We start from the raw sequence: 13,646 nt of genomic DNA, 5'->3' as shown, positions 1-13,646 counted from the left end.
ACCTATATATGCTTCGCCGCCTTTATGATTGGGCCATGAAAATGGCCGCCAGCCGTCAGGCTCCCTATGCCTTGGCCGGGGTGAGTTTTGCCGAAAGCTCGTTCTTTCCGCTCCCACCGGACGTAATGTTGATTCCCATGGTTGTGGCTGAGCGCAGAACGGCCTGGTGGAATGCCACGATCTGCACATTAGCTTCGGTCCTGGGCGGCATCTTCGGATATCTGATCGGCGCATTCCTGTTCGAACCATTGGCGCGGCCAATCATCGACTTCTATCACTATGGGCCAGCTTTCGAGCAGCTTCAGCAATGGTTTGCAGATTATGGCCTGCTGATCGTTTTCGTTGCCGGGTTCACACCCGTTCCCTACAAAGTTTTCACGATCGCCTCGGGTTTCGCAGGGCTGTCTCTTCCGATTTTTGTACTTGGATCAGTCATCTCGAGGGGCGCGAGATTTTTTCTGGTGGCCACGCTGCTTTATTTCTTCGGGCCACCGATCCGCGATTTCATCGAAAAGCGGCTTGGTCTTGTCACTATCGTTTTTACCGTGCTCCTGATCGGCGGCTTCGTCGCTATTGGCTACTTGCGCTAGGAATTCAAACTCATGTTGCAGACCTCACGTTCTTCGTCCTCAACCGACAAACGCCTGGCCAGCGGCGCGTTTGCTCTCGGGCTCGCCGCCATTCTCGGCGCGCTCGCATTCCAGTTCATCGGCGGGCTCTATCCATGTGAGCTCTGCCTGACCCAGCGCTGGCCCTACTATATTGGCCTGCCCCTACTGGCGTTGGCGTTGATCGCCTGGAGAAAGCTGACGACGGCGATTCGGGTGGGTCTGATGGGCATCGTTGCCGCATTGTTCGCTTGGGGGGGCGGGGTTGGCGTTTATCACGCAGGCGTTGAATGGGGCTGGTGGCCCGGGCCTCAAAGCTGCACCGGGGTTGGTGATGAAGCTGTCAGTCTCGACATGCTTTCGGACATGAGCGATGTGCGTATTGTGCCGTGCGATGCCATTCAGTGGGAATTCTTTGGAATCTCGCTGGCGGGTTTTAACGTCCTCATTTCGGCAGCCATCGTGGTGATGCTGGTCCTTGCAATCATTGGGCAGTTGCGCGGCAAAGCCTGATTTGATCAGGGCTCGAGTTCGATATCCCAATAGAGATAGTCGAGCCAGCTATCGTGAAGATAGTTGGGCGGAAAGGCCCGACCGTTATTGTGCAGGTCATGCACAGTCGGCTGGAACGGCTTTTGTCGCGGGATCATGCCGATTTCGCGCGGCGTTCGATTGGCCTTGCGCAGATTGCAGGGCGAGCAGGCAGCCACGATATTCTCCCAAGTGGTACGGCCGCCCTTCGAGCGGGGCAAAACGTGGTCGAACGTCAAATCATGGCGCGAACCGCAATACTGGCATTGGAACCGGTCACGTAAAAAAACATTGAAGCGGGTAAAGGCAGGATACTTGGCGGGCTGGACGTAGTCTTTGAGCGAAATAACGCTCGGCAGTCGCATCTCGAAACTCGGACTTCGCACGACTTTGTCGTATTCGGAGACAATGTGGACACGATCCAGGCACACCGCCTTGATGGCGTCCTGCCAGTTCCAAAGAGACAATGGATAGTAACTGAGCGGCCTGAAGTCGGCGTTCAGAACAAGGGCGGGACAGGCCTGAGGTGACACGTGAATTGTCACAAAATCCTCCGGGGCATGGACTTAACCTCCCCGTCACGCTTCCAAACCTGAATGCGCTCTGACCGCTGCCGGAAGCGCTCCGGCGATTCCATCGCTATACTCTACGCCTCTTGTGACAGGGCTGTGAAGAACTTTGTTGCAAACATCGGTCCTGCCAAACGCTAGATGGCCTTGCGCAGAAATGCGGTTGCAGCGTCGAGGCCATCCTGGGCGATCGTATGGCCCGAGCCTTGCGAAATGTGCAGTCCGGCATCAACGCCGAGGTCGATCAGTTTTGGCAGCGCAGCTTCGCTGCCCATCACCGGCACGACATCGTCCATGTCCCCATGGATCAGCAGTACCGGCGGCTTTGAGGCAATTTCGGCCCCGAGTTTTTCGGGCGCAACGATAAGGCCGGAAAATGCAACGATGCCCTTGAGGGGTTCTGCTAGGCGCAAGCCGGTATAGAGCGCCATCATGGCGCCTTGGGAAAAACCGACGAGGATGGTGTCAGCAGGGCCCAGGCCCGTTTGTGCCCAGAGGTCGGCGAGGAACCCATCAATGATCGGGTGAGCGGTCTCAGCGCCGGTGAGGCGCGAAAGTGTCCTGTCGCGTTCGAGATCGAGCGGGAACCACTCGTAGCCAAAAGGGTTGCCGCCGCAGACATGGGGAGCATTGGGGGCAACGAACATGGTGTCGGGGAAGCTGTCGCGCCAGAACTGCCCGAGCGCTATCAAATCGCGGCCGTCAGAGCCGTATCCGTGCAAGAGAACGACAAGGGATTTTTCTGGCCCCGATGTCGGGGTGAGCATGGGGCCGGAAAGCTTGACGAGGTCGGTCATAGATAGTCCTTGAGAATCAAAAAGATCAGAGCGCATCCCAGGCGTTCGAGCCCTTCATAGCCGAGAAATAGCGCCAGAACATCAGGGCCGCGGCGCCCCGATGGGGCGACCATTGGGCGGCCAGCGGTATCAACTCCTTGGGGAGGGGGCGAGCGGGAAGATCAAAGGCGTGTTCGACGGCCTTTTGAAGTGCAAGATCTCCGGCCGGGAAGATGTCGGGGTGGCCAGCGCAGAAGAGGAGATAAATTTCTGCGGTCCAGGGTCCTATACCCTTGAGTTTGGTGAGGGTCTCGATGGCGACGTCGGGCGCGAGTTGATCGATGCTGGAAAAGTCCAGACCCTGCTCTGTAATGGCAATGGCCAGGCCGCGAATTGTCTCGAACTTTCCGCGCGAAAGCCCGGTTTTCCTCAGTGTTTCTTCGTTGTACCCGAGATAGGCGTCGGGCGTGATGGCGCCGAGGGACTGGACACGCCCCCAGATGGCGCGAGCCGAAGCAACCGAGAGCTGCTGGCCGCAGACGATGCGCGCCATACCCTCAAACCCAGATGGTGAGGTGCGTAGGGTGATGTCGCCGGCGCGCTCGATTGCCGCTGCAAGTCGTTGATCGCGCTGGCCTAATCCCTTGAGGTGAACGGCCAGGGAGGCGGCACTGTCGAGCCGGGCTGGAGTGGCACGGGCGCGCGTGGTAGGGGCATTCAAAGAGGATTTGCTGTTGGTCATGTCAGTTCCATCTCAACGTATTTTCCGCTTCGCGCCAAGCCCGAACGGGCTTTTGCATCTGGGGCATGCCTATTCGGCGCTTTACACACAGCGTTGGGCAAAAGCCTTGGAGGGCGCGTTCGTGCTCAGGATCGAAGACATCGATACCGCGCGGTGTCGACCCGAATTTGTCGCTGCGGTCTTTGAGGATTTACAATGGCTTGGGCTTGATTGGCCGGAGCCTGTGCGTATCCAGTCGCACCATTTCGATGACTACCGCGCCGCTGCAGATCGCTTGAAAAGCAAGGGTTTGCTCTATCCGTGCTTTTGTTCACGGGCGGAAGTCCGGGCGGCCGGCGATGGGCGGACCGACCCGGACGGAGCGCCGGTCTATCCGGGCACTTGCAGGCATTTATCTGCTGCCGGAAGACAAGAGAAACTGCGGGCAGGCGTGCCGGTTCAGTGGCGGCTGGATATGGCGCAAGTTCTTGAAGAAGAAAAGGAATTTTTGATTCAGGAAGCAATGCCGGACCCGTCGAATACTGCGGTGGCGCGCCGTGCAGAGCCGGAGCGTTGGGGGGATGTGGTGATCATGCGCAAGGACACCCCGACCAGCTACCACCTTTCGGTGGTTGTCGATGACGCTATTCAGGGGATTACACATGTAACGCGGGGCATGGATCTCTACGATGCGACAGATATTCATGTTGTTTTACAGCATCTTATGGGCCTGCCAGCGCCGATTTACAGTCACCATCATTTGCTTGTCGGGTCCGATGCCGAGAAATTGTCGAAGTCCAAGGGCTCGGAAAGTCTGGCAAGCCTGCGGGCGCTGGGGATCACGCCAGCGGACATAAGGTCACAGCTCGAGATATGAAAATTGCGGCCAACATTGGCTCTAAAAAGTGTGGACTTGTGCGTTCGGGGTTACGACATTCAGCCAAGATTGCGCAATCGTGGAAACGGGCTGTCTGCGGCCTCTGGTGCAGGGCGACAAAATGGGGCATGACCCAATGGTGATGCCGTATCGTAAATATCGGCATCAAGACATTTATTGGAAAGCGATCCCATGGAAACCTCCCTCAATATCCTGATCGTCGTTGCCGTGGCCGCAGTGGCGATCATTCTCGCCATGGGGCTGTACAACATGTTCAAGGGCGGGTCGGGCAATACCAGCCAAAAGCTGATGCGAGCACGGGTCATCATGCAGGCGATTGCCGTCGCGTTGCTGATGGCGGCGCTCTTCTTTTTCGGCCCTCAACGCTGAGCGGATGGGGAAGACGCAAACAGCAGGCCGGTCAGCGCGCAGCGCGCAGAGATCACCACGAGCGGTCGTGCCGACAGTGCGCTCCATTCCGGTCTTGCTCAACTACCGCAGGTAATCATGGTCAAGCTCAACAAGATTTATACAAAGACCGGCGATGACGGGACGACGGGGCTGGTCGATGGGCCGCGGCGGCAGAAGGACGACCTGCGGGTCGAGGCCTATGGCACTGTCGACGAGGCCAATGCGGCCATCGGGCTGGCGCGCATATCCACCAAGGACATGGCACGGGTCGACCACGCGCTTGGGCGCGTCCAGAACGATCTTTTCGATGTAGGGTCCGACCTTGCGACCCCCGGACCCGATGATGGCCGGCCCTACAAGGCACTGCGGGTAACTGCGCGGCAGGTCGATTGGCTCGAGGGCCAGATCGACGCGTTCAATGCGGCGCTGACCCCGCTTACATCGTTTGTCCTGCCTGGCGGCACGCAGCTTTCGGCGGCGCTGCACCTGGCGCGCACCATCACGCGGCGGGCCGAGCGGGTTTGCGTTTCCGCCAAACGCGACGAGGCTGACCTCAATCCCGAAGTCATCCGGTATCTCAACCGCCTCTCGGACCTGTTGTTCGTTCTTGGCCGGGTTGCCAACGGCAACGGCACCAAGGATGTGTTGTGGGAACCGGGGCGCAACACGGGTAGTGAAAAGTCCTGAAGGCCGCCGCAGCGTCGAGTGGGCTGGATGCAGCCATGTTCTTGCCCTATAGAGTTCGGAAAAATCGAGTGAGCGAACCAGCAGCGGACTCCCGACATTGAAATTTTATTCCCTTATGGCGTCGCTGAAATGGCCTGGAAGCTTCCAGGGAAAGATCTTCCTTGTCTGTTTTGTCGCCACCCACATTCCACTGCTTGGCTTGATGGGCTTTCTTGCTGCGCGATCGGAACTGGCCGATAGCGTCGGTGTGCTCGTGGTTGCGACCCTGGCGACACTTTTGGGCACGGGCCTGGCCTTCGCCGCCATGGCAGCGATGATGGAACCGATCCGCCGCTCATCGGTGGCGCTTTCCGACTATCTGGCGCAGGGCGATTTCCCCGACCTGCCCATGGGGCACCCCGACGAGGCCGGTCAGTTGATGTCCAATGTACAGCGCGCCATCGCCACCATCGACAGGCAGGTCGGCCGGCTTGCCGATGTGGCCTTGTCCGACGACATGACCGGAGCGCGCAATCGGCGCTGGCTCAACGAGTATGGCATCCCCATGTTCGAGGACTATAAAAAGGCAGGCAAGAGCTTTGGCCTGCTGGTCATCGATCTCGACGAGTTCAAGACTGTAAACGACACCTATGGGCATGCGGTCGGCGATCAGGTGATCCTGACTACCGCCGACATCATCAGCGAGAACGTCCGCGCCACCGACCATCTCGTGCGCACGGGCGGCGATGAATTCTGCGTGCTTATGCCCTCGGCCAGCCGCGGCGAAGTCGCTCTGGTGGCTGAACGGCTGCGGCTGGTAACAGCGGAAAATGGGAGTGGGTTCGGCCTGGATCAACCGGTCACGGTGAGTATCGGCGCTGCCAACCTGCGGCGTCAGGACAAGGGTTTTCTCGATACCTACAGACGTGCCGATGCCTATCTCTACAAAGCCAAGCAAGGCGGCCGCAACGCTGCAGCCATCGCCTGACAGCGATACAGCGCCCATTGCCCGGCTTCATATCGCTTCCTGGCGGCGGCGATTTTTTGGCATTTCAGGCTCGCCCCCAAGGGGTGAAAAATGCCCAAGATCTTAGGCATTTTTCCAGTTTGGCATTGTCTTTCCGGTCATTGACATTGGTCTGCGGACGCCCGGCGTCCATAACCTAATCGGTGCGGACGCCATCGCCCAGCCGCCCGATATGCGCGCAACAAAGCGATGCCGGGGCGCTGACCGAACTGGGAGGACGACAATGGTTCAAGCGTCGACCCGAGTTGAGCGAGCTGACACCTTCCCCTATTTATTGCCGCGCGCGCCGAGGGCAGAAATGGTATCGGACTGCTCTACGCCGAGAATTTTGCGAGCGCCATGACAGGGGACCGGGCCGATGTTTCTGCCACTCTATGACAGCAACAAGATCGCCCATATCGAGCGACCCTTCGTCAATTATGGATTGATCGTGGTCAATCTCGCCGTGTTTGCGCTGCAATGGGCAGGCGGGCAGGAGGGATTGTTTTATGGCCACATCACCTATGGGATGATTCCTGCCGTGGTGAATGGGGCGGTCGAGGGGCCGGCGCCGTGGCTCCCAGACCAGGTGAGCATCTTTACCTACATGTTTCTGCATGCCGACTGGCTGCATCTCTTGTCAAACATGGTGTTCCTGTGGGTGTTCGGCGACAATGTAGAAGACGCCATGGGGCACGTAAAATATCTTGTCTTTTATGTTGCGTGCGGGATCCTGAGCGGGCTTGCCCATCTTGTGCTATTTCCCGATTCTCTGGGTCCGCTGGTCGGCGCTTCGGGAGCGGTGGCAGGGATTATCGGCGCTTATCTCATTCTCTACCCCAAAGTGCGGGTCTTCGTTCTCAACAGGCTGATCGTCACCTTTCCTCTTGCCCTGCCGGCATGGATGGTCTTGGGACTCTGGGTAGCCACCCAATTGTTCTACGTGTTCATCTGGGGTGACGACGGGGTTGCATGGTGGGTGCATCTGGGCGGGGTTGCTGCAGGAGCACTGCTGGTGGTGGTGTTCAAGCGGCGAGAGGTCGGCCTGTGGGGCCGGTAGGGTCCTGGGCAATGGTTAATCGGGGGTAAGGGTTTCTTAGGCGTGGGGCGCTAGACTTGGCACTCAACGCAGAAGCGACGAGGACGGGCCAGAATGAGCGATATTGCTGCCACGGCGGTGGCCATGAAGCAGGCACAGACAGTTCAGACCGCCCAAATGCTGATGGTCAAACAGCAGCACGAAATGGAAATGAGCCTTGTGTCCATGCTGACCGAAGCTGTCGAGAGCGCGCCTGCGCCCGCGCCCGCAGGCATGGGCGCGATGGTCGACAAACGCGCTTAAGGCATGGGGTGAGTGGAGCTGGCCGCATGCTGATCCAACATTCCGCCGACATTTTATTGCACCGAATGGCCCGGATCGAGGCGGGGAGCCTTGAGGCGACAACGGCACTGATCGCCAGGGAACGTGGCGCCGTGGCGATTGAAAAGGCCATAGCGCGGCGCGATGCGCCAAAATCGGACGTACAGGCGACATCGCACATCGACAAATCCGCTTAGTGCGGTGATCAGCTAAAGCCAACGGCGCGGCGCAGCGCGCGGACCAGCGCGGGCTCGATTTTGCCGGCAGCACCCATGTCATCGAGAATTGTCAGGGCCTGCGAGGGCGACATTGCCGGCTTGTAGGACCGGCTTTCGCTCAGCGCGCCATAGATGTCGCAGATGGTGACGATCCGTGTCAGATCGTTAATCCGGGTTGCCTCGAGGCCATCGGGATAGCCGCTGCCGTCGAGATATTCGTGATGGCCCCGCACTGCGGAAAGGATATCGTCGCCAAAATCGCCATGAGCCTTGAGATAGTCATAGCCGTCGGCGGGATGTCGGGAGATCCGGGAAAATTCTTCGGGAGTCAGTTTTCCCGGCTTTTCGAGGATGGCGATCGGAATTGTGGCCTTGCCGATGTCATGGAGCAGCCCAGCGGTGGTGAGCTTTGCAATGTCGGCGCGGCTCATGCCCACAGTTTGGGCAAAATTGGTGAGCACGCCAGTGACGAGCAGGCAATGCTGGTAGGTACCCCGGTGGTGAGTGCGTACGGTGTCGAGCCATTGGCCGAGCCCGACATCGCTTATGTTGTCAACGATAGCATCGCTGGCTTTTGCCATGCCCGATGAATCGAAAGTGGCCCCGTCCCGCAGTGTCTCAAAGGCGCTGCCGAGCGCTTTCGAGGCCGCTTCAGCCGTGGCGGCAGTCGATGCTTTTTCGGCCCGGTTGGCGATTGAAAGCCTGAGGGTGGGCGCATCTGGCTGGCCGGCAAGCAGGCGCTTGAGGCCCTCGGCGTTCAGCGGCCGGGGTTCGGTGGCATGGGCGCCAAGGACATTGGCCTGGACCAGTTCGACGCGACGGCCTTCGGTGACCATGAAGAAACGCGGGAAGGCGCGCTCCAGAGCCTGCAGGCCGCGTTTGAGCCTGTCGACTGTCGTTGCGCGCGACAGGTCTGCATCGACCAGAATTGCCGAATAGTTAGAAAAATCGATGTTGTCGAGTTCTCCGAGCGGCGCGACGCGGACGATCTGGGGCAAGCGCGCAGCAAGTTCTGGCGCTGCCTGCGGCGCGTCGGTGATCATCAAAACGGCGACGCTCGAACCTGTCAAGCTGGTGATCCGCTGTTTTGTCGCCGCGGTTGGCGACTCCTCGGACCATATTTTGCCCGCGATCCCTCAATATTTAGTAAGCGTAATTACTTATCATATTTCGAGAAGCGCTTCGATGACCTTGTGTCCGTCGGGGCTGTCCCAATGGGCCGGGCCCTGGAGTACGCCAAGCTCGCACCCGTCCTCATCGACGAGAATTGTGGCCGGCAGGCCCAAGGTCACGGCTTCATTGCGCAGGCGCTCGAACAGCTTGTAGCTTGGGTCGGCAAACAGTTTCAGGTTTTCAGCGCCGATCTCTTCGAGAAACAGCCCGGCGGCGGCGGGGCCGTCAGAGCCCATGTCGAGGCTGATGGCGACCACCTCGAATTCCTCACCGCCATAGCGATCCTCAAGGGCATCGAGGAATGGCATCTCCTCGCGACAGGGTGCACACCAGGTTGCCCAGAAATTGATGAGCAGCTTTTTGCCCGCGAAATCGGCGAGCGTCATCGGATTGCCCTGGCCGTCCTGGAATTCCATATCGGCGTAATTGCGCCATTGCGAAGACGGCATGAGGGCGGCGAGCTCGCCTGTTGCTGCATCGTCGATGGCCTTGGCGGCTTCGGCGCGCACGGGGCAGGTTGCCGCTGTCGCGGTGCCATTGCTAACCCAGACGGCCACAGCTATACCTACCGCCGCTGCGAAAAGGCCCGTGCCAACAATGATGGGGCGGGATGATTTTCGCTTTTCGTCCTGATCCATAAAACCTTCACTCGCAAATTTTCAAAATAAAGAGGCGCCGATGAGCAATCGCATGTGGGGAGGCCGATTTTCGTCAGGCCCCGACGCCATCATGGAAGAGATCAACGCTTCTATCGGCTTCGACAAGCGCCTTTACAAGCATGACATCGCCGGATCGATAGCGCATGCGAGCATGCTGGAAGTAGCCGGCATTCTGACGCGCGACGATAAGGACGCGATCATCTCGGGTCTAAACACCGTTCAGGCGGAAATCGAGGCGGGATCGTTCACCTTCTCGCGAGCGCTTGAGGACATCCACATGAACGTGGAAAGCCGATTGAAGGATCTGATCGGCGAGCCTGCGGGACGGCTGCATACTGCGCGTTCGCGGAACGATCAGGTGGCGACCGATTTCAAGCTCTATGTCCGCGACGGGCTGGATATGCTGGCGGCGCAGGTGGGCAGTCTGCAAAAAGTTCTCATCGACAAGGCCGAGACTGAAGCCGGCACCGTGATGCCAGGGTTCACCCATCTGCAAAGCGCCCAACCCGTGACTTTCGGGCACCATATGCTGGCCTATGTGGAAATGCTTGAGCGCGACAAGGGCCGGCTGCTCGACGCGCGAAAGCGGCTCAATGAAAGCCCGTTGGGCGCAGCGGCGCTGGCAGGGACATCGTTTCCCATCGATCGGGAGATGACGGCGGAAGCGCTGGGGTTCGACCGGCCGATGGCCAATTCGCTCGACGCGGTATCTGACCGCGATTTCATTCTCGAAGCGCTGTCAGCGGCCTCGATCTGTGCGATGCATCTGTCCCGGCTTTCCGAAGAGCTGGTGATCTGGTCATCGGCGCAATTTGCGTTCGTCAGGCTCTCGGACAAGTTTTCGACGGGCTCTTCGATCATGCCGCAAAAGCGCAATCCTGACGCTGCGGAACTGATCCGGGCCAAGGTTGGGCGGATCTTTGCGGCGTTCACTTCGCTGTTGATGGTGATGAAGGGGCTGCCGCTGGCTTATTCGAAAGACATGCAGGAAGACAAGGAAATCGCTTTCGACGCGCTGGACAATTTCTCGCTGGCGCTGGCGGCGATGACCGGCATGATGAGCGATCTCAGCGTCAATCGCGAAAGAATGGCAGCAGCTGCAGGGGCCGGGTTTTCAACCGCAACCGATCTTGCAGACTGGCTCGTGCGCGCGGCCAATGTGCCGTTTCGTGACGCACACCACATCACCGGGCGGGCCGTGGCTGCAGCCGAGGACAAGGGCTGCGGGCTGGAAGGCTTGACCATCGAGGACTTCAAGGCAATCGACGAACGCATCACCTCTCAGGTGTTCAAGGTGCTGGGCGTTGAAAACTCAGTCAAGTCACGCACGAGTTTCGGCGGGACATCGCCCGCCAATGTGAAGGCGCAGGTCGAGGGCTGGCGCGCGCGGCTGGAGGCCTGATCGGTGCATCACTTTGCTTATCGCGGCGGCTGGATGTTTGCCGAGGACGTTGATCTGACGGCGGTTGCCGAAGAGATCGGCACGCCGTTCTATTGCTATTCGCAGGCGACGTTCACGCGCCATATCGCCGTGATGATGGATGCCTTTGCGGGCACCGATACGCTTGTCGCCTACGCAATGAAGGCCAATTCCAACCAGGCCATGCTGAGCCTCGCCGCCCAGCAGGGAATCGGGGCCGACGTTGTGTCGCTGGGGGAGTTGGAACGGGCGCTGCGGGCCGGGATACCGGCCGACAAGATCATCTTTTCAGGGGTCGCCAAGAGCCGGGCCGAAATGCGGCGCGGGCTCGAAGTCGGGATCTTGTGTTTCAACGTCGAATCCGAGCCCGAACTCGAACGACTCAACGCGGTCGCCGCGGAGATGGATACGATCGCGTCGGTGTCGGTGCGGGTCAATCCGGACGTCGACGCGAAGACCCACGCCAAGATTTCGACGGGGAAGTCCGAGAACAAGTTCGGTATTCCGTTCGCCCGGGCCGAAGCGGTTTATGCCCGCATCGCCGCGTGCAAGAATTTGAAGGCCGTGGGTGTCGATATGCATATCGGCAGCCAGATCACCGATCTTGAACCGTTCGACAATGCATTTGCGCTGCTGGCCGGGCTCGTCGAGCAATTGCGGGCAGCAGGGCACCCCATTGAGCATATCGATGTGGGCGGCGGGTTGGGCATTCCCTATCAAAAGGACAACACCCCGCCACCCGATCCGGTGGAATATGCCAAGCTGGTGCGGCGCCATACCGACCCGCTGGGCTGCAAGGTCATTTTAGAACCCGGACGGCTGATCGCCGGCAATGCGGGGGTGCTGGTGACGCGGGTCGAATATGTAAAGCGGACCGAGAAAAAGAGTTTTGTCATCGTCGATGCCGGCATGAACGATCTGATTCGCCCTACGCTTTACGAAGCCCATCACGACATCTTTCCGGTTCAGGAGGCTGGGGAGACGTCCAAGACCATCCGCGCCGACATTGTGGGGCCGGTGTGCGAGACCGGCGATTATCTCGGCCTCGACCGGGATATGGCCGACGTGACCGAGGGCGATCTGCTGGTGGTGATGAGCGCAGGCGCTTATGGCGCTGTGATGAGTTCGACCTACAACACCCGCCCGCTGATCGCTGAAGTGCTCGTCGATGGCGGCAAATGGCACACAATCAGGCCCCGGCAGACGCTTGACGATCTGATCGGGCAGGATTCCGTTCCCGAATGGGTGACGGACGCGGCCGGAGCGGCCTAGATCGGGGCGTTGCAGGGAACCGGGCCGCTGTCGGGTTTTGCCTTGTAGTGGTTGGTGCTCCGCCCGTGAGAATGTGGCCGAGATAATGCGTCTGCGTTCAAGAAAACACGTTGTCGGCGGTCAGGGGCAAGACCGCAGCAGCGCCATATCTAAACGTTAAGCTAGTGTGCTTACCATGCCGGCTCCTGCCAGAAACTCGGAGCCTCTGATGAAACATATCCTCGCCGCCGCAACCGCTGCACTTCTTGTCTCATCACCAGCATTGGCCAATGATCCGCTGCTCGATGAGATGGTAGGGTTCACCGGCCAGATATTTCATCTCGACACCGGCGTGCCCGGCATGGTGATTGCCGCCGTTCGGAACGGCGAGAGCACTGTCTTCGGATTCGGCGAGGTGAGAACCGGCAGCGGCATCGAGCCCGATGGTGAAACCCAGATCGGCATCGGATCAATCACGAAAAGCTTTACGGGCCTAGCGCTCGCTCGCCTTGCCGTCCGCGGCGATGTCGCGTTGACCGAACCCGCAGGGCCATTTCTTAGCGTTGTCGACACGCTCCCCGGATATGACGGCAAGGAAATCCGGTTGATCGACATGGCCACGCACCGCAGCGGGCTGGCGCGCGAACTTGAACCGCGCGACGGCATTGAGAGGTATAGCGACGCCTCCTTCGCCGCCAATCTCGCCGATAGTCCGCTGCTCTTTGCGCCGGGCGAAGGCATGTTGTATTCGAATGTCGCCTACGACCTTCTTGCGATGGCGCTCGCAGGGGCCTCCGGGATGGACTACGCCGATCTGGTCCAGGAAAAACTCCTCGACCCGATGGGAATGACGTCCACCGGCTATCTTCGACCCCAGGGCGACAACGTCATGACCGGGTATGACTGGAATGGCGTTGAGATGGATCCGGGCGAACCGGTCCCTAACCGGTTTGGCGCCTCTTCGCTCTATGCGACGGCCAATGACATGGTGAAATATCTTCACTGGAACCTCGATCGTTTCGATCAGATCGATGCGGAGACCCGCGCCATAAGCCACGCCGCCTGGGCCATACGCGACGGTCTGAACCCGGTGGCGGGAATGGATGAGTCCGGACACATGGATGCCATGGGGCTCGGCTGGGTGATCATGATGCCCGAAGGCGACCGACCGCTCATTATCCAAAAGGCCGGCGGCACTGACGGTGTTTTCAGCTACCTCGCGTTTGCGCCGTCGCGCGGCGTTGGTGTCTTCATCTCCATCAACCAGTTCGACTTTTCCGCCGCGACGGCAATGGCCAATGTCGCCAACCAGTTGATTGCCAGACTCGCGCCGCGTTGAGCCGTCCAAAGCAGTATTTGCCGCCTTCCCGTTGACCAGGAAGGCGGTAAGAGCAGATGCC

Annotated in this window: 17 protein-coding genes; 12 read left to right on the top strand and 5 right to left on the bottom strand. The window is 59.5% G+C overall.

Annotation, left to right across the window (positions count from 1 at the left end; genetic code table 11):
- The first annotated feature begins 8 nt into the window (after window positions 1-8).
- Together ACN0TA_RS13325 and ACN0TA_RS13320 are read left to right on the top strand one after the other, a co-directional pair.
- Window positions 9-590 carry a YqaA family protein gene (locus ACN0TA_RS13325; protein ID WP_417583710.1) on the top strand — a complete coding sequence of 194 codons (582 nt, stop codon included), beginning with the start codon at window positions 9-11 and terminating at the stop codon, window positions 588-590.
- A 12-nt stretch (window positions 591-602) separates the two neighbouring features.
- Window positions 603-1,121 (top strand): disulfide bond formation protein B, encoded by a 519-nt coding sequence (locus ACN0TA_RS13320; RefSeq protein WP_417583708.1) that lies wholly within the window; start codon window positions 603-605, stop codon window positions 1,119-1,121.
- A gap of 5 nt (window positions 1,122-1,126) precedes the next feature.
- Here the strand turns inward: ACN0TA_RS13320 and ACN0TA_RS13315 are convergent, their stop codons facing one another.
- The 3 genes from ACN0TA_RS13315 to ACN0TA_RS13305 form a co-directional block, all read right to left on the bottom strand.
- Window positions 1,127-1,684: an HNH endonuclease gene (locus tag ACN0TA_RS13315; RefSeq protein WP_338608960.1), complete on the bottom strand. Its 558-nt coding sequence runs from the start codon at window positions 1,682-1,684 to the stop codon at window positions 1,127-1,129.
- A gap of 161 nt (window positions 1,685-1,845) precedes the next feature.
- Window positions 1,846-2,505 carry an alpha/beta hydrolase gene (locus ACN0TA_RS13310; RefSeq protein WP_417583706.1) on the bottom strand — a complete coding sequence of 220 codons (660 nt, stop codon included), beginning with the start codon at window positions 2,503-2,505 and terminating at the stop codon, window positions 1,846-1,848.
- A gap of 25 nt (window positions 2,506-2,530) precedes the next feature.
- The gene (locus tag ACN0TA_RS13305; RefSeq protein ID WP_417583704.1) at window positions 2,531-3,226 is read right to left on the bottom strand and encodes a DNA-3-methyladenine glycosylase family protein; all 696 of its coding nucleotides are present in this window, start codon (window positions 3,224-3,226) and stop codon (window positions 2,531-2,533) included.
- Between ACN0TA_RS13305 and gluQRS the strand changes: the two genes are divergently transcribed.
- The 7 genes from gluQRS (at window position 3,225) to ACN0TA_RS13270 (ending at window position 7,722) form a co-directional block, all read left to right on the top strand.
- On the top strand, window positions 3,225-4,082 hold the full coding sequence (gene gluQRS / locus ACN0TA_RS13300; RefSeq protein WP_417583702.1) for a tRNA glutamyl-Q(34) synthetase GluQRS: 858 nt from the start codon (window positions 3,225-3,227) through the stop codon (window positions 4,080-4,082). The two genes, ACN0TA_RS13305 and gluQRS, sit on opposite strands and share 2 nt — an antisense overlap.
- Window positions 4,083-4,274: 192 nt before the next feature.
- On the top strand, window positions 4,275-4,472 hold the full coding sequence (locus ACN0TA_RS13295; RefSeq protein WP_417583700.1) for a twin transmembrane helix small protein: 198 nt from the start codon (window positions 4,275-4,277) through the stop codon (window positions 4,470-4,472).
- Between the two features lie 117 nt (window positions 4,473-4,589).
- On the top strand, window positions 4,590-5,180 hold the full coding sequence (locus tag ACN0TA_RS13290; protein ID WP_417583698.1) for a cob(I)yrinic acid a,c-diamide adenosyltransferase: 591 nt from the start codon (window positions 4,590-4,592) through the stop codon (window positions 5,178-5,180).
- A 97-nt stretch (window positions 5,181-5,277) separates the two neighbouring features.
- Entirely contained in the window at window positions 5,278-6,147 is an 870-nt protein-coding gene (locus ACN0TA_RS13285; protein WP_417583696.1) for a GGDEF domain-containing protein, read from the top strand.
- Window positions 6,148-6,544: 397 nt separating this feature from the next.
- Entirely contained in the window at window positions 6,545-7,225 is a 681-nt protein-coding gene (locus ACN0TA_RS13280) for a rhomboid family intramembrane serine protease (protein WP_417583694.1), read from the top strand.
- Between the two features lie 93 nt (window positions 7,226-7,318).
- Complete coding sequence (locus ACN0TA_RS13275; protein ID WP_417583692.1) at window positions 7,319-7,507, top strand: putative motility protein; 189 nt, start codon at window positions 7,319-7,321, stop codon at window positions 7,505-7,507.
- A 26-nt stretch (window positions 7,508-7,533) separates the two neighbouring features.
- A complete protein-coding gene (locus ACN0TA_RS13270) occupies window positions 7,534-7,722 on the top strand; it encodes a hypothetical protein (protein ID WP_417583690.1) in 189 nt (62 codons plus the stop codon).
- Between the two features lie 8 nt (window positions 7,723-7,730).
- Here ACN0TA_RS13270 and ACN0TA_RS13265 read toward each other — a convergent pair whose 3' ends face one another.
- Together ACN0TA_RS13265 and ACN0TA_RS13260 are read right to left on the bottom strand one after the other, a co-directional pair.
- A complete protein-coding gene (locus ACN0TA_RS13265) occupies window positions 7,731-8,813 on the bottom strand; it encodes an HD-GYP domain-containing protein (RefSeq protein ID WP_417583688.1) in 1,083 nt (360 codons plus the stop codon).
- A gap of 93 nt (window positions 8,814-8,906) precedes the next feature.
- Window positions 8,907-9,554: a TlpA family protein disulfide reductase gene (locus ACN0TA_RS13260; protein WP_417583686.1), complete on the bottom strand. Its 648-nt coding sequence runs from the start codon at window positions 9,552-9,554 to the stop codon at window positions 8,907-8,909.
- 40 nt (window positions 9,555-9,594) lie between these two features.
- Here ACN0TA_RS13260 and argH point away from each other — a divergent pair, with 40 nt between their 5' ends.
- The 3 genes from argH (at window position 9,595) to ampH (ending at window position 13,585) form a co-directional block, all read left to right on the top strand.
- The gene (gene argH, locus ACN0TA_RS13255; protein ID WP_417583684.1) at window positions 9,595-10,977 is read left to right on the top strand and encodes an argininosuccinate lyase; all 1,383 of its coding nucleotides are present in this window, start codon (window positions 9,595-9,597) and stop codon (window positions 10,975-10,977) included.
- 3 nt (window positions 10,978-10,980) lie between these two features.
- A complete protein-coding gene (lysA, locus tag ACN0TA_RS13250; protein ID WP_417583682.1) occupies window positions 10,981-12,267 on the top strand; it encodes a diaminopimelate decarboxylase in 1,287 nt (428 codons plus the stop codon).
- A 208-nt stretch (window positions 12,268-12,475) separates the two neighbouring features.
- Window positions 12,476-13,585: a D-alanyl-D-alanine-carboxypeptidase/endopeptidase AmpH gene (gene ampH, locus ACN0TA_RS13245; protein ID WP_417583680.1), complete on the top strand. Its 1,110-nt coding sequence runs from the start codon at window positions 12,476-12,478 to the stop codon at window positions 13,583-13,585.
- Window positions 13,586-13,646 lie beyond the last annotated feature (61 nt).

This window comes from Pelagibacterium sp., assembly GCF_048264985.1.
Classification (GTDB): domain Bacteria; phylum Pseudomonadota; class Alphaproteobacteria; order Rhizobiales; family Devosiaceae; genus Pelagibacterium.
The sequence above is the reverse complement of the archived record's forward strand: the minus strand, read 5'-3'. Positions and strand labels throughout refer to the sequence as shown.

Bases quoted from the DNA above. Each gene is read 5' to 3' on its own strand.
- ACN0TA_RS13305 (WP_417583704.1), bottom strand. From the start codon at position 3,226: ATGACCAACAGCAAATCCTCTTTGAATGCCCCTACCACGCGCGCCCGT.
- ACN0TA_RS13295 (WP_417583700.1), top strand. From the start codon at position 4,275: ATGGAAACCTCCCTCAATATCCTGATCGTCGTTGCCGTGGCCGCAGTG.
- ACN0TA_RS13310 (WP_417583706.1), bottom strand. From the start codon at position 2,505: ATGACCGACCTCGTCAAGCTTTCCGGCCCCATGCTCACCCCGACATCG.
- ACN0TA_RS13280 (WP_417583694.1), top strand. From the start codon at position 6,545: ATGTTTCTGCCACTCTATGACAGCAACAAGATCGCCCATATCGAGCGA.
- ACN0TA_RS13275 (WP_417583692.1), top strand. From the start codon at position 7,319: ATGAGCGATATTGCTGCCACGGCGGTGGCCATGAAGCAGGCACAGACA.
- gluQRS (WP_417583702.1), top strand. From the start codon at position 3,225: ATGTCAGTTCCATCTCAACGTATTTTCCGCTTCGCGCCAAGCCCGAAC.
- ACN0TA_RS13270 (WP_417583690.1), top strand. From the start codon at position 7,534: ATGCTGATCCAACATTCCGCCGACATTTTATTGCACCGAATGGCCCGG.
- ACN0TA_RS13260 (WP_417583686.1), bottom strand. From the start codon at position 9,554: ATGGATCAGGACGAAAAGCGAAAATCATCCCGCCCCATCATTGTTGGC.
- argH (WP_417583684.1), top strand. From the start codon at position 9,595: ATGAGCAATCGCATGTGGGGAGGCCGATTTTCGTCAGGCCCCGACGCC.
- ampH (WP_417583680.1), top strand. From the start codon at position 12,476: ATGAAACATATCCTCGCCGCCGCAACCGCTGCACTTCTTGTCTCATCA.
- ACN0TA_RS13320 (WP_417583708.1), top strand. From the start codon at position 603: ATGTTGCAGACCTCACGTTCTTCGTCCTCAACCGACAAACGCCTGGCC.
- ACN0TA_RS13325 (WP_417583710.1), top strand. From the start codon at position 9: ATGCTTCGCCGCCTTTATGATTGGGCCATGAAAATGGCCGCCAGCCGT.
- ACN0TA_RS13290 (WP_417583698.1), top strand. From the start codon at position 4,590: ATGGTCAAGCTCAACAAGATTTATACAAAGACCGGCGATGACGGGACG.